Origin of the sequence: Micromonospora sp. NPDC049101, assembly GCF_040648675.1 — a bacterium.
GTDB lineage: Bacteria > Actinomycetota > Actinomycetes > Mycobacteriales > Micromonosporaceae > Micromonospora.
The window spans coordinates 147112-166160 of record NZ_JBEZED010000009.1 but is presented as its reverse complement, the minus strand read 5'-3'; the positions used below and the strand labels follow the sequence as shown (position 1 = coordinate 166160).

17 protein-coding genes are annotated in these 19049 nt (G+C 71.6%); 5 read left to right on the top strand and 12 right to left on the bottom strand.

Going from position 1 to position 19049, the window contains the following annotated elements; translation table 11 throughout:
- The first annotated feature begins 101 nt into the window (after nt 1–101).
- A complete protein-coding gene (locus tag AB0B57_RS15035) occupies nt 102–842 on the top strand; it encodes a GNAT family N-acetyltransferase (RefSeq protein ID WP_357069279.1) in 741 nt (246 codons plus the stop codon).
- Nucleotides 843–878: 36 nt separating this feature from the next.
- Here AB0B57_RS15035 and AB0B57_RS15030 read toward each other — a convergent pair whose 3' ends face one another.
- The 4 genes from AB0B57_RS15030 to aspS form a co-directional block, all read right to left on the bottom strand.
- On the bottom strand, nt 879–2165 hold the full coding sequence (locus AB0B57_RS15030) for an MFS transporter (protein WP_357069277.1): 1287 nt from the start codon (nt 2163–2165) through the stop codon (nt 879–881).
- Between the two features lie 114 nt (nt 2166–2279).
- The gene (locus tag AB0B57_RS15025; RefSeq protein WP_357069275.1) at nt 2280–2879 is read right to left on the bottom strand and encodes a helix-turn-helix domain-containing protein; all 600 of its coding nucleotides are present in this window, start codon (nt 2877–2879) and stop codon (nt 2280–2282) included.
- An 85-nt stretch (nt 2880–2964) separates the two neighbouring features.
- Nucleotides 2965–3777 carry a sugar nucleotide-binding protein gene (locus AB0B57_RS15020; RefSeq protein ID WP_357069447.1) on the bottom strand — a complete coding sequence of 271 codons (813 nt, stop codon included), beginning with the start codon at nt 3775–3777 and terminating at the stop codon, nt 2965–2967.
- A gap of 95 nt (nt 3778–3872) precedes the next feature.
- A complete protein-coding gene (gene aspS / locus AB0B57_RS15015; protein ID WP_357069445.1) occupies nt 3873–5678 on the bottom strand; it encodes an aspartate--tRNA ligase in 1806 nt (601 codons plus the stop codon).
- 155 nt (nt 5679–5833) lie between these two features.
- On the opposite strand from aspS, the gene AB0B57_RS15010 reads away from it, so the two are divergent.
- A complete protein-coding gene (locus AB0B57_RS15010; protein WP_357069273.1) occupies nt 5834–6541 on the top strand; it encodes a DUF998 domain-containing protein in 708 nt (235 codons plus the stop codon).
- A 68-nt stretch (nt 6542–6609) separates the two neighbouring features.
- Here the strand turns inward: AB0B57_RS15010 and AB0B57_RS15005 are convergent, their stop codons facing one another.
- Together AB0B57_RS15005 and AB0B57_RS15000 are read right to left on the bottom strand one after the other, a co-directional pair.
- Nucleotides 6610–7656 (bottom strand): S1 family peptidase, encoded by a 1047-nt coding sequence (locus AB0B57_RS15005; RefSeq protein ID WP_357069271.1) that lies wholly within the window; start codon nt 7654–7656, stop codon nt 6610–6612.
- A gap of 276 nt (nt 7657–7932) precedes the next feature.
- Complete coding sequence (locus AB0B57_RS15000; protein ID WP_357069269.1) at nt 7933–8409, bottom strand: helix-turn-helix domain-containing protein; 477 nt, start codon at nt 8407–8409, stop codon at nt 7933–7935.
- 55 nt (nt 8410–8464) lie between these two features.
- On the opposite strand from AB0B57_RS15000, the gene AB0B57_RS14995 reads away from it, so the two are divergent.
- Nucleotides 8465–8971, top strand: a complete 507-nt coding sequence (locus AB0B57_RS14995; RefSeq protein ID WP_357069267.1) for a PaaI family thioesterase — start codon at nt 8465–8467, stop codon at nt 8969–8971.
- 212 nt (nt 8972–9183) lie between these two features.
- Here the strand turns inward: AB0B57_RS14995 and AB0B57_RS14990 are convergent, their stop codons facing one another.
- The 3 genes from AB0B57_RS14990 to AB0B57_RS14980 all read right to left on the bottom strand — a co-directional run bounded on the left by AB0B57_RS14990 (nt 9184) and on the right by AB0B57_RS14980 (nt 12309).
- Complete coding sequence (locus AB0B57_RS14990; protein ID WP_357069444.1) at nt 9184–10119, bottom strand: acyl-ACP desaturase; 936 nt, start codon at nt 10117–10119, stop codon at nt 9184–9186.
- Between the two features lie 77 nt (nt 10120–10196).
- The gene (gene hisS, locus AB0B57_RS14985; RefSeq protein WP_357069265.1) at nt 10197–11525 is read right to left on the bottom strand and encodes a histidine--tRNA ligase; all 1329 of its coding nucleotides are present in this window, start codon (nt 11523–11525) and stop codon (nt 10197–10199) included.
- 73 nt (nt 11526–11598) lie between these two features.
- On the bottom strand, nt 11599–12309 hold the full coding sequence (locus AB0B57_RS14980) for an MBL fold metallo-hydrolase (RefSeq protein WP_357069263.1): 711 nt from the start codon (nt 12307–12309) through the stop codon (nt 11599–11601).
- 270 nt (nt 12310–12579) lie between these two features.
- Between AB0B57_RS14980 and AB0B57_RS14975 the strand changes: the two genes are divergently transcribed.
- Together AB0B57_RS14975 and AB0B57_RS14970 are read left to right on the top strand one after the other, a co-directional pair.
- The gene (locus AB0B57_RS14975) at nt 12580–13464 is read left to right on the top strand and encodes a peptidylprolyl isomerase (protein WP_357069261.1); all 885 of its coding nucleotides are present in this window, start codon (nt 12580–12582) and stop codon (nt 13462–13464) included.
- A gap of 59 nt (nt 13465–13523) precedes the next feature.
- A complete protein-coding gene (locus tag AB0B57_RS14970) occupies nt 13524–14363 on the top strand; it encodes a peptidylprolyl isomerase (protein WP_357069259.1) in 840 nt (279 codons plus the stop codon).
- A 66-nt stretch (nt 14364–14429) separates the two neighbouring features.
- On the opposite strand, the gene AB0B57_RS14965 is transcribed toward AB0B57_RS14970, so the two are convergent.
- The 3 genes from AB0B57_RS14965 to secF all read right to left on the bottom strand — a co-directional run bounded on the left by AB0B57_RS14965 (nt 14430) and on the right by secF (nt 19049).
- Complete coding sequence (locus AB0B57_RS14965; protein WP_357069257.1) at nt 14430–16952, bottom strand: bifunctional (p)ppGpp synthetase/guanosine-3',5'-bis(diphosphate) 3'-pyrophosphohydrolase; 2523 nt, start codon at nt 16950–16952, stop codon at nt 14430–14432.
- A gap of 197 nt (nt 16953–17149) precedes the next feature.
- A complete protein-coding gene (locus AB0B57_RS14960; protein ID WP_357069255.1) occupies nt 17150–17716 on the bottom strand; it encodes an adenine phosphoribosyltransferase in 567 nt (188 codons plus the stop codon).
- A 139-nt stretch (nt 17717–17855) separates the two neighbouring features.
- Nucleotides 17856–19049 carry a protein translocase subunit SecF gene (gene secF / locus AB0B57_RS14955; protein ID WP_357069253.1) on the bottom strand — a complete coding sequence of 398 codons (1194 nt, stop codon included), beginning with the start codon at nt 19047–19049 and terminating at the stop codon, nt 17856–17858.

The window sequence follows — 19049 nt, the reverse complement described above, 5'->3', positions numbered from 1 at the left end:
GATGTACCCAATCGGTCGACTCGCCAATCTCCACGGTGGAGGTGGTTGCCGCGCCGCTGCCCGACGCGGGCGTCGTACCCCCGGCTTCTAGGCTGGTCAGCATGATCCTCGACGACCAGGTGCTCCAGGACCGGGCCGCCATCCTGGATGCCGCCGGCCACCACCCGTTCGCCCGGCACGCGCTCGGGCCGGCGTTACCCGCGACGGGATACCAGCGCGAGGGCGCGGTGCTGTGGTTGGTGCCGACCAGGCACGGGCCGACCGGCTGCGCGATCGGCCCAGCCGGACCGGCCCTGGACATCTGTGTCGCGCTCGCCGACAGCGGGAGGCTGCGCCCCGGGCACCGACTGCATCTGCCCCGGCACGATCGCGCTCCGCTGACCGGCCGGCTGGCGGTGGCCGAGCACCACCACTGGGACTTCCACTGGACCGACGCGCCACCACCGGCGCAGCCGGACGAACAACCGGTCGTCCGCCTCACCGACGCCGACACCCCGGCGCTGGAGGCGCTCGTCGACGAGGCGTTCCCCAGCACCACCTCCCGCCCCGGCGACCCGCGGGTGGTCGACTGGTACGGCATTCGGGCCGGCGGCCGACTGGTGGCGTGCGGCGCGGACCGCAGCCAGAGCGACGTCGGCTTCATCGCCGGCCTGACCGTGGCCCCCGACCTACGGGGTCGGGGTCTGGGTGCGTCGCTGACCGCCGGGATGACCCGGGCGCTGCTGGCCCGCCACGACACCGTGGCGCTCGGCGTCTACACGCACAACGTCGGTGCGGTACGGCTCTACCGTCGGCTCGGCTTCACCAACACCCTGCCGCTCAGCACGGTTCGCCTCGGGTGAACCGGAGCGGGGCCCCTCGCGCACGAGGGGCCCCGCTCAACGGTCGGTTGCGGGCACCGGCACCGCGATGGGCTCGTCGGCGGGGGCAGCCCGACGGCCGGCCAGCCAGGCGGGCAGGTAGAGCGGTGCGGCGACGGCGAGCACCACCGCACCGACCACCATCGCGGTGCTGACGCTGGCGGCGGCGGCGATCGCGGTCAGGACCACCCCGCCGAGGGCCGCGCCCGGTTGCGCCATCATCGAGTTCAACGAGAGCACGCTGGTCCGGTACGGGCCGTCGACCTGCCGGTGCAACAGGCCACTGTGCAGCGGGTTCGACGCGCCGTGCACGGCGTAGCAGGCCAGGTAGGCCACCAGCACCCCGACCGGTCCGGCGAACAGGCCCATCCCGACCACTGTCACACCCTGCAGGATGCGCAGCAGGGCCGCGCCCGGAGCCGCACCCATCCAGCGCAGCAGCAGGGGGGTCAGTGCCGCGCCGGCGGCCGAGGCGAGCCAGGCGGCCGAACTGGCCGGCCCGAGCAGCGCGGCGGCCCGTTCCGGGTTGCCGATCACCTCGGCGAGCCGAACCGGCAGCAACGACTCAAAGGTGATCATGCCGAAGCCCCAGAACAGCTCCACCAACACCAGGGCCAGCAGCACCCGGGAACGGCGCAGCAGCCCGACCGCCTGGCCGATCATCCGAGGCGCCTGGACCACCGAGGCCCGCACCGCCGCGAACCCGGTGGCCGGCCGGTGCTCGACCAGCAGGACGACCAGCGCGACGAGCGCCACCGCCTGCGCGACGATCGCGGCCAGCACGGGCACGGTGAGCGCGCTCACCGGCCCGATCGGACCCAGTGCGACCAGGCCACCGCTGAGCAGCGCACCGCCGCCGATGGCCCCGCCGCTGACGGTGCCCGCGTGCCCGAGGCCGCGTTCGTACTCGGCCTCCGGGTCGACGGCCAGAGTGGCGTCGACGTACCAGGACTCCAGCGGGCCGCTGTCCAGTGCCCGGTAGACCCCCTGCACCGCATAGACCAGGAAGAACACCCAGAACGAGTCGGCCACCGCGAACAGCGTCAGCGAGACGAGACTGAGCGCCCCGGCGACGACAAGCACCGGCCGGCGGCCGAGGGCATCGGCGAGGCCGCCGGTGGGCAACTCCAGCGCGAGTACCAGCAACCCCTGCGCGCTGAAGGCCAAGCCGATCTGCGGCAGTGATAGGCCACGCTCCTGCATCAGCAGGATCATGATCGGGATCATCAGACCCGTGGGCAGCCAACGCAGGCCGTAGAGCGTGAGGTAACGACGCCGAACCTGGCGTACGGTCAGCGCGCTCACGACGCCTCCTTGGTTCGCGACTGCGGGGCTCGCAACCCCGGCGCACTCCTCGCGCTCACGACGCCTCCCTAGTTCGCGACTGCGGGGCTCGCAACTCCGGCGCACTCCTCGCGCTCACCAGCGCTCGTCCAGGCGGGGGAAGCCGGCCAGGAACACGTGCACGGGCTTGGCGTCCGATGCCTCGGTGACGGCCTCGTCGCGGTAGCGCATCAGCACCGCCCACAGGTCCCCACTGAGAGCCCGCAGCCGAGCCGGGTCCAGCGGCAGCACCAGGTCGCTCATGCCGACGGCGTCCCGCCAGGCCCGGGACTGGTGGTGCTCGACGGCCATCCACCGCTCGGCCAACTCGGCCATCAGCCGCACCTGGTCGGTCTGGATCCACTGCACGGCGGCACGGGCGTCCGGATCGTCGTCGAAGTCGGTGGGTTCGAAGTGACTCACGTCGTGCGCGGCCTGCCACCAGCGCTGCCGGCCGGTGCCCCGGTCAGCATCCTCGGACACGAGCCCCACCTCGGCGAGTTGCCGCAGGTGATAGCTGGTCGCGCCGGTGTTGGTGCCCAACTTCTCGGCCAGGGCGGTCGCGGTGGCCGGCCCGTCGATGCGCAGCGAGCCGAGCAGCCGCATCCGCAGCGGGTGGGCCAACACGCGGACCTGCCGGCCGTCCAGATCGACGCGCCGTTGCTCGCCGCGGCCGTCGGGTGGCGGGTTCTCCATGTATGCACACTATCTCTGCACACTTGTTGTGCACAAGAGTTATGCACAGTAGGCGTGCACATGCCGAGAGAAGAAGATCGGGTGCTCAGCGAGCCAGGAGTTCGCGCACCCCGCGCAGTCGGGTGCGCAGCAGGCCGGCCGCGCGGGAGCTGTCCAGGCGTACGTCAAGGGGGCGGGACAGGCCGACGGCGGCGCCGGTGGTGGTCCGGAGCCCGGCCGGGTCCAGGCCGAACCGCTCGGCGACGAGGAGACCCAGGTCGGCCCGGCTGACGGCGTCGGGGCCGGCCACGTTGAGCAGACCGGCGTACGGCGAGGTGACCAACTCCAGCACGGCGTCGGCCAGGTCGCTGACGTCGATCGGGCACCGGAACTCGTCGGTGAACAGCGCCGCCCGGCCGGCGAGCGCGTCCCGGCAGAGTTGGATCTGCTTGCTGCCCTCCCCCAGGATCAGCGAGGTACGCACCAGGGCCGCGCCGGGGTCGATCGCCCGCACGGCGGTCTCGGCCGCGGCCTTCGCGGCACCGTACGCGTGCACCGGTGTGGGCGGGTCGTCGTCGGCGTACGGGGTGGGACGGCCGGCGTGCAGCGCGTCACTGGACACGTGCACGAGTCGGGCACCGGTTTCGGCGGCGGCGACCGCCACGTTCGCGGCCCCGTCGGCGGTGACCGCCCAGTCGTCGTACCGATAGGGGGTCCCGATCACGGCGTCCGGCCGCACCTCGGCGACCAGCGCGCGCACGGCGGCCCGGTCGGTCACGTCCAGCCGACGCGCCGCGACCCCCGGCACCGGGATCGCGCCGGAGTGGAAGGTCCCCACCACCGCGAACCCGCGGCGAACCCCCCGCCGACAGACCTCCCGCCCCAGTAGCCCACTACCACCGACAACAAGCACCCGCACGCCAGCCCACTCCCCCACCTAGGTCGATCATGAGGTTAACGAGCCACACGCGGTCACGTGGGGCCTGTCAACCTCATGATCAACGAGACAGGGGGTCAGACCGGGTCGGAGACCGGGGCGGCCGGGCCGGCCGTGCCCGTGTGGGCGGTGGCCGGGGGCTTGGGCTTGGCGTCGATGCCGGCCTCGGTGCGCTGCTGGGTCGTGATCGGGGTGGGAGCGCCGGTCAGCGGGTCGAACCCGCCACGGGTCTTCGGGAACGCGATGACCTCACGGATCGAGTCGGCGCCGGCGAGCAGCATGCACACCCGGTCCCAGCCGAAGGCGATGCCGCCGTGCGGCGGAGCGCCGTACTTGAACGCCTCCAGCAGGAAGCCGAACTTGTCCTGCGCCTCCTCGGGGGTGATGCCGAGCAGGTCGAAGACCCGCTTCTGCACGTCACCCCGGTGGATACGGATCGACCCGCCGCCGATCTCGTTGCCGTTGCAGACGATGTCGTACGCGTACGCCAGGGCGCGGTCCGGAGCCTCCTCGAACCGGTCGACCCACTCGGCGTTCGGCGAGGTGAACGGGTGGTGCACGGCCGTCCAACCGCCCTCGTCCGTGCGCTCGAACATCGGCGCGTCGACCACCCAGCAGAACGCCCAGGCGCTCTCGTCGATCAGCCCGGCCCGCTTGGCGATCTCCACCCGGGCCGCGCCGAGCAGCTCCTGCGCCTCCCGGGCGGTGGCGCTGGCGGCGAAGAAGACCGCGTCGCCCGGCTTGGCGCCGACCGCGTCGGCGAGCCCGCCCAGGTGCTCGGCGGACAGGTTCTTCGCCACCGGGCCGCGCGCCTCGCCGGTCTCGGCGTCCAACACCACGTACGCCAGGCCCCGCGCGCCGCGCGCCTTGGCCCAGTCCTGCCAGCCGTCCAACTCCTTGCGGCTCTGCGCCGCGCCACCCGGCATCACCACCGCGCCGACGTAGCCGCCCGCGTCGATCGCCCCGGCGAAGACCCGGAACTCGGTGCCGCGCAGGTAGTCGGTCAGCTCGGTCAGCTCCACGCCGTAGCGCAGGTCCGGCTTGTCGGAGCCGTACCGGGCCATGGCGTCGTGCCAGGTGATCCGCGGGATCGGCCCGGAGATCTCGTGCCCGGCCAGGTCCTTCCACAGCGTCGAGACGATCGCCTCACCGAGGTCGATCACGTCGTCCTCGGTGACGAAGGACATCTCGACGTCGAGCTGGGTGAACTCGGGCTGCCGGTCGGCGCGGAAGTCCTCGTCGCGGTAGCAGCGGGCGATCTGGTAATACCGCTCCATGCCGCCGACCATCAGCAGCTGCTTGAACAGCTGCGGCGACTGCGGCAGCGCGTACCAGCTGCCCGGCTGCAACCGCACCGGCACCAGGAAGTCGCGGGCGCCCTCGGGCGTCGACCGGGTCAGGGTCGGCGTCTCGATCTCCAGGAAGTCCCGCTCGTGCAGCACACCCCGGGCCAGGTGGCTGGCGCGCGAACGCAGCCGCAGCGCGTTCGCCGGCCCGCTGCGGCGCAGGTCCAGGTAGCGGTACTTGAGTCGAATGTCGTCGCCGGCCTCGATCTGGTCGTCCACCGGCAGCGGCAGCGGCGCCGCCTCGGAGAGCACCTCCAACTCGGTGACGGTCACCTCGACCTCACCGGTGGGCAGCTCCGGGTTCTCGTTGCCGGCCGGCCGGCGGGTCACCTCGCCGACGACCTTCACGCAGAACTCGTTGCGCAGCGCGTGCGCGTCCTCCTCGCGGAAGACCACCTGGACGACGCCGCTGCCGTCGCGCAGGTCGACGAAGATGACCCCGCCGTGGTCGCGCCGGCGGGCCACCCACCCGGCGAGCGTCACCGTCGAGCCGGCGTCCGCGGCGCGCAGGCTTCCGGCATTGTGGGTACGGATCACGGCTGGCAACTCCTCATCGTGGAACAGTCCTCACCGGCATTCTGTCAGGGGTGGCCGCCCCGCCTCCGGGGCACCCGCCAGGCCGGCACGATTCGCTGGTGGGGCGGAGCGGCGAACCCGACTCGGCCGACCGCCGCGCCGGTTAACGTGGCGAAATGCGCGCCGTACCGAACTGGGCCGTCGCCACGGCGGCGGCCGCACCCCTGCTGCTGGTGAGCGGCTGGACGGTCGCGGCGGCACGGCAACCCGCCGGGTACGACCCGATTCGGGACACCATCAGCGAGCTGGCGGGGCAGGACGCCACCGACGCGTGGATCATGGTCGTGGCGCTGGTGCTGCTCGGCTGCTGCTACCTGTCGGTGGCCGCCGTCCTGCACGCGGCCGGGCTGCCCAGCCGGTTCCTGCTCGCGGTCGGTGGGGTGGCCACCATCGCGCTCGTCGCGTTTCCCCGGCCGCCGGTGGGTGGCTCGCTCAGCCACGGCGTCGCGGCGACGGTGGCGGTCCTCGCCCTGGCGCTCTGGCCGGCGGGGTCGGCACTGCGGCTGCCGCGGGGCCGCGACGCCGCGCACCCGGCCCGACCGGAGCCACCCTGGGCGTTTCGTCGGGCCGTGGGGCTGGGCGCCACGGTGGTGCTGCTCGCACTCTTCGGCTGGTGCGCCTTCGAGGTGACAGGTGGGTCCCGCACCGGGCTGGCCGAACGGGTGACGGCGGTGGCGGTCTCCCTCTGGCCGCTGCTGGCGGTGCTCTCCGCCCGGCGGGCGCATCTCGCCTGGTCCGTCGGTGCCACGGCACCCGGTGACACCGCGACTGTCGTACCCCCGGATCCCCTGCGGCCCACCCAGCGGCCCGACCGGCTCGCCTGAGCTGCCGGTGCCCGGACGCGCGGCGCGGGCCACCGGAATCCTCCGGCGGCCCGCGGGCGGTGGATCGATCAGAAGACGCTGACGCCGTAGCGGCTCAGGGCCTCGGTGACGGGCTGGAAGAAGGTCGTGCCGCCGGTGCGGCAGTTGCCACTACCGCCGGAGGTCATGCCCAGGGCCGTGGTGTTGGCGAACAGCGAGCCGCCGCTGTCGCCCGGCTCGGCGCAGACGTTGGTGCGGATCAGGCCGGAGACCGAGCCCTCGGCGTAGTTCACCGTGGCGTTCGTCGCGGTCACCGAGCCGGAACGCAGGCCGGTGGTGCTGCCGGAGCGCTGCACCGACTGGCCGACGGAGGCGTTGCCGGCGCCGGTGATGTCCCGGTAGCTGCCGTTGTAGAGGTAGACGTTGCCCGCGGCGTTGGCGGAGTTGCTGTGCCGCACGATGCCGTAGTCGTTGCCCGGGAAGCTGGTGCCGGTCCGGGTGCCGATCAGCGCGGTCTGCGCGGAGTTCGAGTACCAGCTGGCCGAGATGTTGGTGCAGTGCCCGGCGGTCACGAAGGAGTAGGTGCTGCCGCTGCGCACGTTGAAGCCGAGCGAGCAGCGCCCGCCGCCGCCGGCGTAGATGGCCTGGCCGCCGGAGATCCGGGTGCTGAGCACACCGGCCTCGGCCTCGACCCGGACCGCGCCGTTGGCCCGCGCGGCGGCAGCCTTGACCCGCTCCAGCTTGGCGCCGGTGACGGTGCTGTCGACGGAGACGACGACCTGGTTGGTGACCGGGTCGCTCCACCAGGCGGTGCCCGGGATCTTGGCGGAGCGCTCCAGTTCGGCGGTGGCCCGGTTGAGTTCACCGGCACCGCGGGTGACGTAGCGGACGGCGGCGCCGGCCTTGTTCGCCGTGCTGGCGGCGGCCGCGTCGGTCACCGTGACGACGGATTTGCCGCTGGCGTCGATGTACGAGCCGGCCGAGCGGTCGCCGAGTTGCGCGGACAGCGCGGCCGCGGCGTCGGGCGAGGCGGCCGGTGCGGCCTGGGCGGGTGCGCCGATGAGCGCGCCGACGACCAGACTTCCGGAAACGGCGACAGTCGCCGCAACGCGGAACGTGGACCTCGTGGGTCGCATGTAACAACCTCCTGGGCGGGGGAGCGGGTCTCGCCGAGGTCGGCTGACCCGATGGCAACCCGGCCGATCTGGGGAAACCGGCCGACTGCACTGAAGTATTCACATACTTAACTTCGTTGACAAGGCTTGGTTCAGCCCGGGTTCGCCGAACTTGGCGGGGCCACATCGCCGCAACACCACCGACACGTTGGCGAACAGTCACCGTCACACTCAACCCGCCCTGGGTGAGCATGATCGTCGATGCCTTGCGGCGTCGGTCGGTGCGGGTGTCGCGCGTCAGGGGGTCCGGCGGCGGGCGCCGGGACCGGGGCGCGACACCACGTCGCGCAGCCGCCCCACGTCGTGTCCGTCGGCACAGCGCAGCTCGAGGCGCACCGGCGCATCGCAGTCACGGTGAGTGACGGTCAACAGCGAACCCTCGGCGTCGGCGAGGTACCGGTCACCCCACCCGAGCACGGCCACCAGGACCGGCCAGAGATCCAGGCCCTTCTCCGTCAACCGGTACTCGTGGCGCAGCCGACTGCCCGGCTCCCGGTACGGCTCGCGGCGCAGCACGCCCTGCTCGACCAGGCTGGCCAACCGCCTGGTCAGCACCTGCCGCGGAATGCCGGTGCGCACCCGCATGTCGTCGAAGCGGCGGATGCCGGTGAACACCTCGCGGAGCACCACAACCGTCCACCGCTCACCGAGGATCTCCATGGCGCGGGCGATGGTGCAGTTCTCCACCGACCAGTCCAGTGCTGCGGGTCGCATCCGACCAGGCTAGGTCTCGTTGACAGACTCAGCAACCTGCTGCCAGGCTGCGTCCATGACGCAGACTCAGGAGCCAGCGCGCAGCCGCACCTTCACCTGGGCGGACCCGGCGGTCAACGCCGCCCAGCTCGGTCGACGCAGCGGCCTGGAGATGCTCCGGGCGATGATCGCCGGCGAGTTGGCCGCACCACCGGTGATGCACCTCATCGACATGACCCGGATGGAGGCCGACGAAGGCCGGGTCGTCGTCGAGTTGACCCCGCAGGAGTTCCACTACAACCCGCTCGGCAGCGTCCACGGTGGTGTCCTCTCGACACTGCTGGACACCGCCGCCGGCTGTGCCGTGCACACCACCCTGCCGGCCGGCGTCGGCTACACCTCGCTGGACCTCAACGTGAAGTTCCTCCGCCCGGTCACGGTGGACAGTGGCACGCTGCGCTGCGAGGGCACGGTGCTGCAACGCGGCCGGCGAACGGCCCTGGCCGAGGCCCGCATCACCGACACCACAGCCCGCCTGATAGCCCACGCCACCAGCACCTGCCTACTCCTCCCCCACCCCTGACCACCCCACCCACCCCACCCACCCCCACCCCCTCCCCGGCCCCCACCCCCGCCCCACTCCCACGTTGATCATGGAGTTATTGCGCCGACACGCCGATGCGGGTGGCAATAACTCCATGATCAACGGGGGGTGGGGGTGGGGTGGGGGCCGGGGAGGGGGTGGGGGTGGGGGGTGGGGGTGGGGGGTGGGGGGTGGGGGTGGGGGGGATGCTGTTAGCGGGGGGCTAGGCGGGCGGCTCGGGCTGCGCGCTTTTCCTCGAAGCGGCTTGCTGCCTTGTCCAGGGTGTCCAGTTGGGTTGCCAGCTGTTCGCGGGCGGCTTCGCCGTCGGCGTCGAGGCCTGTCACGTTGAAGACGTCCCACTGGCGCAGCACCGGCTGCAACACCTCGTCGCGGTGCTGGCGCAGGTCGTAGATGCCGGCCAGGGCGATCGCCACCGACTTGCGGGCGAAACCGTCGATGCCGGCGCCCGGCATCTGGAAGTCGGCCACCACATCGGCGACGGCCCGCATGGCCTGGCTCGGGGCCAGCTCGAACGCGGCGGCGAGCAGGTTGCGGTAGAAGACCATGTGCAGGTTCTCGTCGGCGGCCACCCGGGCGAGCAGCGCCTCGCAGGCGGGGTCGCCGGTGGCCCTGCCGGTGTTGCGGTGCGAGATCCGGGTGGCCAGCTCCTGGAACGAGACGTACGCCAGCGAGTGCAGCACCTCGTCGCCGTGGGCGTTGGTGTAGCCCTCGGACATGTGCGTCATCCGGGCCCGCTCCAACGCCACCGGGTCGACCGCCCGGGTGACGGTCAGGTAGTCGCGGATCGCCACACCGTGCCGCCCCTCCTCCGCGGTCCACCGGTGCACCCAGGTGCCCCACGCGCCGTCCCGGCCGAACAGGGTGGCGATCTCGTGGTGGTACGAGGGCAGGTTGTCCTCGGTCAGCAGGTTCACGATCAGCGCGGTGCGGGCCACGTCCGGGATCGTGGAGTCGGTCGGCGACCACGCCTCGCCGCCCAGCGGCCCGTCGAAGGTCCGGCCCTCGCTCCACGGCACGTACTCGTGCGGGAACCACTCCTTGGCCAGCGAAAGGTGGCGGTCGAGGTTGCGGGCGACCACCGGCTCCAACTCGAGGAGGAGGGCGGTCTGGCTCAGTGCGGTGCTCATGGTCACGAGAAACTCCCTACGGTGGCGTAACTTACGCTACCGTAGGTCCCCGCGACCATGAGCGCCAGTGGGGAGACTCAGCTGACCGTCGGTTTGCGGTCCACCAGAGGTGGCGCCCACTCCTCCGCACCGGCCGTGACCTGCTCACCCGAACGGATGTCCTTCACCTCGTCCGGGGCGCCGTCCGCCCCCGGGAACCACACGTACGGGATGCCGCGCCGCTCGGCGTAACGGATCTGCTTGCCGAACTTCGCCGCGCTCGGCGAGACCTCGGTGGCGATGCCGCGCCGCCGCAGCGCCGCCGCGATCCGGCCACTGGCCGGGCGGTGTTCCTCGTCGGCCAACGCCACCAGGACACAGGTGGGCACCGACCGGGACACCGACAGCTCCCCCGCGCCGAAGAGCAGCCCGAGCAGCCGGGTCACCCCGATCGAGATCCCCACCCCGGGGTACGAGACAGCGCCGGCGCTGGCCAGGTTGTCGTACCGGCCGCCGGAGCAGATCGAGCCGAACCGCTCGTAGCCGCGCAGCTGGGTCTCATAGACGGTGCCGGTGTAGTAGTCCAGGCCACGGGCGATGCGCAGGTCCGCCACGCAGAGGCCGGGCGAGTGCTCGGCGGCGGTCTGCACCACCCGGACCAGCTCCTCGATGCCCTCGTCGAGCATCGGGTCGCTCACCCCGAGCGCGCGTACGGCGTCGGCGAACGACGTGTCCGGTGCGGAGATCTCGGCCAGCGCCAGGCACGCCTTGGCCTGCGCCTCGCTCGCCCCGGCGGTCTCGGCCAGCAGGTCGGCCACCTTCGCCGGGCCGATCTTGTCGAGCTTGTCGATCGCCCGCAGCGCCGCCTCCGGGTCGGTGAGCCCGATGCCCCGGTAGAAGCCCTCCGAGATCTTGCGGTTGTTGACCTGGATGGTCACCGGCGGGATCGGCAGCGACCGCAGCGCGTCCCCGATGACCAGCGGCATCTCCGCCTCGTGGTGCGCGGCCAGGGTGTCCCGGTCGATGATGTCGATGTCGGCCTGGACGAACTCCCGGTAGCGGCCCTCCTGCGGTCGCTCACCCCGCCACACCTTCTGGATCTGGTAGCGGCGGAACGGGAAGGTCAGCTTGCCGGCGTTCTCCAGCACGTAGCGGGCGAACGGCACGGTCAGGTCGAAGTGCAGGCCGAGCTGGTCGTCGCCGCCGGCGCTCTCGGCGTCGGCGTGCAGCCGACGGATCACGTAGACCTCCTTCGAGGTCTCGCCCTTGCGCAGCAGCTGGTCCAGCGGCTCCACGGCGCGGGTCTCCAGCGGCGCGAAGCCGTACAGCTCGAAGGTGGTCTTGATCTTGTCGAGCACGAACTGCTCGATCATCCGCTGTCCGGGGGTCCACTCCGGGAAACCGGAGATGGGCGTGGGCTTGCTCATCGGCGTACTCCTTGCGGTTCCGCGCCCGCGGCGCGGTGGTGTCGTGGGTCCGCGCGCGGCGCGGACGAAAGAACTAGAGGCCCCGGGTCGGTGCGGCCGGCGTCGTGCCGGCCACCTCGATGAGGTACGGGTTGCTGGCGCGCTCGCGGCCGATGGTGGTGCTCGGGCCGTGGCCGGGCAGCACGACGGTGTCGTCGGCCAGCGGGAGGATCTTGTCGCGCAGGCTGGTGAGCATGGCCGGCATGCTCCCGCCCGGCAGGTCGGTGCGGCCGATCGACCCGGCGAAGAGGACGTCGCCGGAGAGGCAGATCTCGTCCGCCTCCCAGCCCGAGCCCGCGCCGGGCAGCCGGAACAGCACCGACCCGCCGGTATGGCCCGGGGCGTGGTCGACGGCGATCTCCAGACCGGCGAGGCTGAGGGTGGCGCCGTCGGTCAGCTCGGCCACGTCCTCCGGCTCGGTGTAGCTCAGTCGGCCGCCGAACAGCGACGTCAGGTCGGTGGAGAGGCCCTTGGCCGGGTCGGCGAGCATCTCCCGGTCGCCGGGGTGCACGTAGGCGGTGATGCCCCGCGCGCCGCAGACCGGCGCGACCGAGAACGTGTGGTCGAGGTGGCCATGGGTGAGCAGCACGGCGGCCGGATGCAGGCGGTGCTCGGCGAGCAGCGCGTCGAGCTGGTCGAGCACCCCGATGCCGGGGTCGACCACCACGCACTGCTCCCCCGGCGCGGTGGCAACCACGTAGCAGTTGGTGCCGAAGGCGTCCGCGGGAAAGCCGGCCACGAGCACGGGCGCTGTCCTTTCGTCGAGCGGCTGGTCGTCCTGCCCAGCAGCCTATCGGGCGCGCCGAGCGAGTTTGCCGCGTCCGTCCCACGCGCCCCGCACGGCACAGTGACGTCGCCCGATAAGCGCTGCTCGGGACGGGGTGGACCTCGTACACCACTTTCCCAGTCACTAGCCGTACACTCTGGCGGGCGTGTGGCGCGGCACACGTGACGCCCGGACGGGCCGGGGTGCCCGGCCGCCGGCGACGACCAGGTAGAGGAAAGGGGAGCACCTGTGGCTTCCAGCAGGGACCGGCAGCGCAAACTGGCGCGGGCCAAGCTCGACCGGCAGTTGGCTCGCCGGGCCGCCGCCACGCGGCGTCGTCGGCAGATCCAGGCCGGTGTCGGCGCCGCCCTGATCCTCGTGTTGGTCGTGGCCGGCTCCGCCTGGGCACTCGGAGCGTTCGACTCCGACTCGAAGCAGAAGACGGCCGCGGAGGACACCTGCCTCTGGACGCCGCAGGACGCGACGGCCAACACCAACCTCAAGGACGTCGGCACCCCGGCGACCAAGGACATCCCCACCGCGGGCACCCGGGCGATGACCGTGACCACCAACCAGGGTGCGCCGATCACCGCGGAGCTGAACCTGACCAACTCGCCGTGCGCGGCGGCGAGCATCGCCCACCTGGCGAGCCGGTCGTTCTACGACAACACCAAGTGCCACGAGATCACCGCCGACGGCGCGCTGCGCTGCGGCGACCCGAGCGGCACCGGGCTCGGCGGGCCGACCTACTCGTTCTACGACGAGGAGCTGCCCACCGTGCCGTCGGCGTCCCCGTCGGCCAGCCCGGCCCCCGGCCAGCCGCCGACGTACCCGAAGGGCACCGTGGCGATGATCGCCAACCCGCCGGGCAGCAACGGCAGCCAGTTCCTGATCTTCTTCAAGGACTTCACCACCACCGACCCGAAGTTCCCGGTGATCGGCCGGGTGACCGGCGGGCTGGACGTGGTGGAAAAGATCGGCGCCCTCCCGACCGTGGACAATGGGACCGGGGCCAAGGTCAAGCCCAGCACCGACGTGACGATCCAGAGCCTCACCGTCGGTGAGCCGGTCACCGGGGCGGCACCGGCGTCGTCGGCCTCCGGCGCGCCGTCCAGCAGCCCGAGCGCCGGTTGACCGGCCGCCACCACCCACCCACACGGCACCCAGCAGCAGACAGCCAGGAGGATCCAGGCGTGACGTCCACCAGAGAGCGGCAGCGCGCGGCGGCACGCGCCCGGCTCGAGAAGGAGATGGCCGAGCGCGCGGCCAAGGCCCGCAAGCGCCGGCAGACGCAGGCGATCGTCAGTGCGGCAGCCGCGCTGGTGCTCGTGGTCGCCGGCACCGTCTGGCTGGCGGTGAGCCTCGGCGGCGACGACGACAAGAAGGACACCGCCGCACCGGCGGCCGGCACGGCCGAGTGCGCGTTCACCACGCTGCCCACCGATCAGCGGCCCCCGCAGATCAAGGACGTCGGGGTGCCGAGCAACCAGCAGTCCGCGACCGGCGTGCAGACCATGACGATCGACACCAACCTGGGCCCGATCACGGCCAAGGTCGACAGGTCGAAGGTCCCCTGCACGGCGGGCAGCTTCAGCTACCTCGCGGAGAAGAACTTCTTCGACAACACCAAGTGCCACCGCCTCGTCAGCGAGGGCATCAAGGTGTTGCAGTGCGGCGACCCCAGCGCCACCGGCAACGGCTGGCGGGACACCGACGGCCAGGGCGGCCCGAGCTACCGCATGGCCGAGGAGAACCTGCCCACCGACAAGCGCCCGCCGTACCCGGAGGGTGTCATCGCGATGGCCAAGTCGCAGGACCCGGGCAGCACCGGCAGCCAGTTCTTCATCGTCTACGGCGACTCGCCGCTGGACCCGGCGTACACGGTGCTGGGCACCATCACCGGCGGCATGGACCTCGTCAAGGACGTGGCCAAGGCCGGCGACGACGGGGCGTTCGCCCAGCAGGCCGGCGGTGGCCACCCGAAGAAGGAGGTCATCATCAAGGACCTCGCGATGAGCCCGCCGCAGGGCTGATACCCGCGCAGACGACCAGGCGCCCGCCGGCTGAGCCGGCGGGCGCTGTCGTGTCCGGGGTACGCGTCAGGCGCCGGAGGTGACCCGGTAGGCGTCGAAGACGCCGTCCACCTTGCGGACCGTGGCCAGCAGGTGGCCCAGGTGCTTCGGGTCGGCCATCTCGAAGCTGAACCGGCTCACCGCCACCCGGTCGCGGGTGGTGGTGACGGTGGCGGAGAGGATGTTGACCCGCTCGTCGGAGAGCACCCGGGTGACGTCGGCCAGCAGCTTGTGCCGGTCCAGTGCCTCGACCTGGATGGCGACCAGGAACGTCGAGGCGGAGGTGAGCTTCCAACTCACCTCGACCACCCGCTCGCTCTGGGCCCGCAGGTCCTCGGCGTTGGCGCAGTCGTCGCGGTGCACGCTCACCCCACCGGAGCGGGTGACGAAGCCGAACACCGAGTCCGGGGGGACCGGGGTGCAGCAGCGGGCCAGCTTGATCCAGACGTCGCTGACGCCCCGGACCACCACGCCCGGGTCGTTGCTGCTCTGCCGGCTGCGCGGTGGCCGGGTGGCGACGGCGGTCTCGGCGATGTCCTCCGCCGCGCCCTCCTCGCCGCCGTACGCGGCCATCAGCTTCTGCACCACCGACTGGGCGGAGACCTGACTGTCGCCGACCGCCGCGTAGAGCGAGGCCACGTCGGCCAGGTGCAGGTCCCGGGCGATCGACATCAGCGCGTCGGAGGTGAGCATCCGCTGCAACGGCATGCCCTGCTTGCGCATCGCCTTGACGATCGCGTCCTTGCCGGCCTCGATCGCCTCCTCGCGCCGTTCCTTGTTGAAGTACTGGCGGATCTTCGTGCGCGCCCGGGGGCTCTTGACGAAGCCCAGCCAGTCCTGAGTTGGGCCGGCCGTCTCGGACTTCGACGTGAAGATCTCGATCACGTCGCCGTTGGACAGCGTCGACTCCAGCGGCACCAGCTTGCCGTTGACCCGCGCCCCGATGCACTTGTGCCCCACCTCGGTGTGCACCGCGTACGCGAAGTCCACGGGCGTCGACCCGGTCGGCAGCGGGATGACGTCACCCTTCGGGGTGAAGACGTACACCTCCTGGCTGGACAGGTCGAAGCGCAGCGCGTCCAGGAACTCGCTCGGGTCGGCCGCCTCGCGCTGCCAGTCCAGCAGCTGCCGCAGCCAGGTCATCTCGTCGATGTGCGCGGGCGGGCCGACGATCTGGGTGCCCTTGTGCTCCTTGTACTTCCAGTGCGCGGCGATGCCGAACTCGGCGGTGCGGTGCATCGCGTACGTGCGGATCTGCATCTCCACCGGCTTGCCGGTGGGCCCGATGACAGTCGTGTGCAACGACTGGTACATGTTGAACTTGGGCATCGCGATGTAGTCCTTGAAGCGGCCCGGCACCGGCTGCCAGTTGGCGTGGATGACCCCCAGCGCCGCGTAGCAGTCGCGCACCGTGTCGACCAGGATCCGCACGCCCACCAGGTCGTAGATGTCGTTGAAGTCGCGACCCCGCACGATCATCTTCTGGTAGATCGAGTAGAGGTGCTTCGGCCGCCCGGTGGTCTCCGCCTTGATCTTGGCGGCTTTGAGGTCGGTGCCGACCTTCTGGGTGACCTGCCGCAGCAGCGACTCACGCTGCGGCTGGTGCTCCCCGATCAGCCGGTTGATCTCCTCGTAGCGCTTCGGGAACAACGTGCCGAAGGACAGGTCCTCCAGCTCCCACTTGATCGTGTTCATACCGAGCCGGTGCGCCAGCGGCGCCAGGATCTCCAGCGTCTCCTTGGCCTTCTGCTCCTGCTTGGGGCGCGGCAGGAAGGTCAGGGTACGCATGTTGTGCAGCCGGTCGGCCAGCTTGATCACCAGCACCCGCGGGTCCTTGGCCATCGCCACGACCATCTTGCGGATCGTCTCAGCCTTGGCCGCGTCACCCAGCTTGACCTTGTCGAGCTTCGTGACGCCGTCGACCAGCAGGGCCACCTCGCCACCGAAGTCGGCGCGCATCGCGTCGAGGGTGTACTCGGTGTCCTCGATGGTGTCGTGCAGCAGCGCCGCGACGAGCGTGGTGGTGTCCATCCCCAGGTTGCCGAGGATGGTCGCCACCGCGAGCGGGTGGGTGATGTACGGGTCACCGGACTTGCGGTACTGCCCGGAGTGCCACCGCGCGGCCGTGTCGAAGGCGCGCTGGAGCAGGCGGGCGTCGGCCTTGGGGTGATTGTCCCGGTGGCTCGCGATGAGCGGCTCCAACACCTCGCTGACCTGCGAGGTCTGCCAGGGCGCGTTGAACCGGGCCAACCGGGCCCGCACCCGCCGGCCGGTGGGCGCGTTGGACAGCCCGAAACCACCGCTCGGCGACGGGTCGACGCCGGCGTCACTCGGGAACGGCACCACCACCCCGTCGGCACCGGGGGACGCCTCGACGCTGGGCGGGCCACTGACCGGCTGTGCCAGGCTCTCGCCCGCAGCACTGCCAGAGCCGCTGCCGGCGCCCGTCACCCGGGCCGGCGCGTCGCCTGCCCGGTCGGTCACCGTGCCGTCAGCGTCGCCTGTCGGGTGCACCGTGCCCTCCGCCGGAGGGACGACATCGTGGGACACCGGCCTCCTCACCGCTCGCCGGAAAAACCTGCCGAACAATCGGCCGGCCTGGTCTCGCCCCGCCGGACGGCGTACCGCCGGCGTCAGCAAAGGGCAATGCTACCCGCACGGACGGTCCGCTGCCGCTCCGCCGGACGGCCGACGCAGGCGCTGTCCGGCACACCTCGGACCAAACGGTCAGTGCGCCACCGATGGGCTCAAACGGTCAGCAGGGCATGGACGGGACGCGGGGCCAGCCGCTCCCGCCCACCCAGGAAACCGAGCTCCAGCAGCACGGTGAAGCCGGCCACGGTCCCGCCGGCCCGCTCCACCAGGTCCAGTGTCGCCTCGGCGGTGCCGCCGGTCGCCAGCACGTCGTCGACCACCAGCACCCGGTGCCCGGCGGTGAAGGCGTCCTCGTGCACCTCAAGGGTCGCCTCGCCGTATTCGAGAGCGTAGGAGACCGAGTGCGCCGGGCGGGGCAGCTTGCCGGCCTTGCGCACCGGCACCACGCCCACCCCGGTCGCGTACGCGACGGCCGCGGCGACGACGAACCCGCGCGCCTCGATGCCGACCACTACGTCGAAGGCGTCCCGACCGTGGTACGCGACGATCCCGTCGATCACCTCACGGAACGCCTTGCCGTCGGCGAACAGCGGCATCAGGTCCTTGAACAGGACGCCGGGCTTGGGGAAGTCGGGCACGTCCAGCACCCGGCTGGCGACGAGTCGGGCGGCCTCCGGGCCGCTGTCCCCGTGCGCCGCGGTGCTGTGGGTCTCCGTCACGGCTGTTGCGTTTCCCTTCGACGACGACGGCGTCCGGCTGGGGCGGTGTCGAGGCTCTCGGTCGAGCCGAGGAGCGTCGACACAGCCCCGGGCTGCTCGCACAGCATGCCGGACGCCGTTCGGTTTGTGACGTTGTGGGTCAGCGCCGCTTGGCGCCACCCGGCCGGTTGCCGCCACCACCGGGGCGACCGCCCCGGGCACCGGTCGGCCGCTTACCCGCCGGACGAGCGCCCACCTTGGGGGCGGCACCGGCCAGCGCGGCGGCGTCCGGGTCGAGCTGCTCGTCGGTCGCCTGGCCCTGGGCCGGGCTCACCGCACCCTTGCCGGTGACCTCGCCCCGGGCGAGCGCGCCCCGCCGGGCCAGGACGCGCTTGTTGTGCGCCTGGATGCGCGGGTCGTAGTTCTTCAGCAGGGCCAACAGCGGCGTGGCCACCAGGATGGAGGTCAGGAACGCCACCGCCATACCGACGAACAGCACCAGGCCGAGGTCCTTCAGCGTGCCGGCGCCGAGCAGGCCGGCACCGATGAAGAGCAGACCACCGACCGGCAGCAGGGCGACCACCGAGGTGTTCAACGACCGCATCAGGCTCTGGTTGACGGCCAGGTTGGCCGCCTCGCCGTACGTCTGGGTGTTGCTGGCGGTGATGCCCCGGGTGTTTTCCTGGACCTTGTCGAAGACCACCACCACGTCGTAGAGCGCGAAGCCCAGGATGGTGAGGAAGCCGATGATCGTCGACGGGGTGACCTCGAAGCCGACAAGCGAGTAGATGCCGGCGGTGAGGAGCAGGTTGGTGACGAGCGACGCGACCGCGGCGACCGCCATCCGCCACTCGAAGCGCAGGATCAGGTAGACCATCACCAGCGCGATGAAGATGACCAGACCGAGCACGGCCCGCTGCGTCACCTGGCTGCCCCACGCCTCACTGACCTGGTTGCTGCTGATCTGATCCTGGTTGATGCCGAGATCCTGGGCGATCTGGCCCTTGACCGCGTTGGTCTTCTCGGCGTCGAGCTGCGGCGTCCGCAGCTCGTAGGTGTCACCGCCGGTGCCGCCGACCTTCTGCGCGGTGGCCACCTCGATGTTGGTGTTCTGGGCGGCGAGAGCAGAGTTGACCTCCCGCTCGGCGTCCTCCAGGGTGCCGACGCTGGCCGGCACCTGGAACGAGTTGCCACCGGCGAACTCGATGCCGAGGCTGAACCCGCGCAGGCCGAAGCTGAGCAGGGCGATCAGGATCAGGGTGCCGGCGACACCGAACCAGAGCTTGCGGCGGCCGACGATGTTGAGACCGGCCTCGCCGTTGTAGAGGCGGCTCGCCAGACCGTTTTGAGCCAT

Excerpts from the sequence above, each read along its gene's own strand:
- AB0B57_RS15035 (WP_357069279.1), top strand. The coding sequence starts at position 102 with ATGATCCTCGACGACCAGGTGCTCCAGGACCGGGCCGCCATCCTGGAT.
- AB0B57_RS15025 (WP_357069275.1), bottom strand. The coding sequence starts at position 2,879 with ATGGAGAACCCGCCACCCGACGGCCGCGGCGAGCAACGGCGCGTCGAT.
- AB0B57_RS15010 (WP_357069273.1), top strand. The coding sequence starts at position 5,834 with ATGCGCGCCGTACCGAACTGGGCCGTCGCCACGGCGGCGGCCGCACCC.
- AB0B57_RS15005 (WP_357069271.1), bottom strand. The coding sequence starts at position 7,656 with ATGCGACCCACGAGGTCCACGTTCCGCGTTGCGGCGACTGTCGCCGTT.
- AB0B57_RS15000 (WP_357069269.1), bottom strand. The coding sequence starts at position 8,409 with ATGCGACCCGCAGCACTGGACTGGTCGGTGGAGAACTGCACCATCGCC.
- AB0B57_RS14995 (WP_357069267.1), top strand. The coding sequence starts at position 8,465 with ATGACGCAGACTCAGGAGCCAGCGCGCAGCCGCACCTTCACCTGGGCG.
- AB0B57_RS14990 (WP_357069444.1), bottom strand. The coding sequence starts at position 10,119 with ATGAGCACCGCACTGAGCCAGACCGCCCTCCTCCTCGAGTTGGAGCCG.
- hisS (WP_357069265.1), bottom strand. The coding sequence starts at position 11,525 with ATGAGCAAGCCCACGCCCATCTCCGGTTTCCCGGAGTGGACCCCCGGA.
- secF (WP_357069253.1), bottom strand. The coding sequence starts at position 19,049 with ATGGCTCAAAACGGTCTGGCGAGCCGCCTCTACAACGGCGAGGCCGGT.